General features: G+C 66.7%; 1 pseudogene. It reads left to right on the top strand.

What is annotated here, in order from left to right:
* A pseudogene (locus AAC979_RS23780) lies at nt 1-465 on the top strand (Dtr system oriT relaxase); the annotation flags it as partial.

A 465-nucleotide genomic window follows, 5' to 3' on the forward strand; every position in this document is an offset into this window, starting at 1 on the left:
CAGCGCGAGCAATGGATGCGCGCCGCCTCGATGGACCTGGCGCGCGGCCGGATCGCCGAGGCGCTCTCCGCCTATCAGCAGCAGGGCAGGGTGCTCGGCTCGGTTCTGAAGGCCGAAGCCGTCGCCAGTCTGATCGCGGACTGGAACCGGGACTATGATCCCGCCAGGAGCTCGCTGATCCTCGCGCATCTGCGCCGCGACGTGCGGATGCTGAACACGATGGCGCGCGATAAGCTCGTCGAACGCGGCCTCGTTGGTGAGGGTCACGCGTTCCGCACCGAGGACGGCGCCCGCAAGTTCGATGCGGGGGACCAGATCGTCTTCCTGAAGAACGACAGCGCCCTCGGCGTGAAGAACGGCATGATCGGCAAGGTGGTCGAGGCCGCACCGAACCGCATCGTCGCGACGATCGGCGAGGGGGATCAGCGGCGTCAGGTCACGGTAGATCAGCACCTCTATCGCAAT

Origin of the sequence: Ancylobacter sp. IITR112, assembly GCF_041415945.1 — a bacterium.
GTDB lineage: Bacteria > Pseudomonadota > Alphaproteobacteria > Rhizobiales > Xanthobacteraceae > Ancylobacter.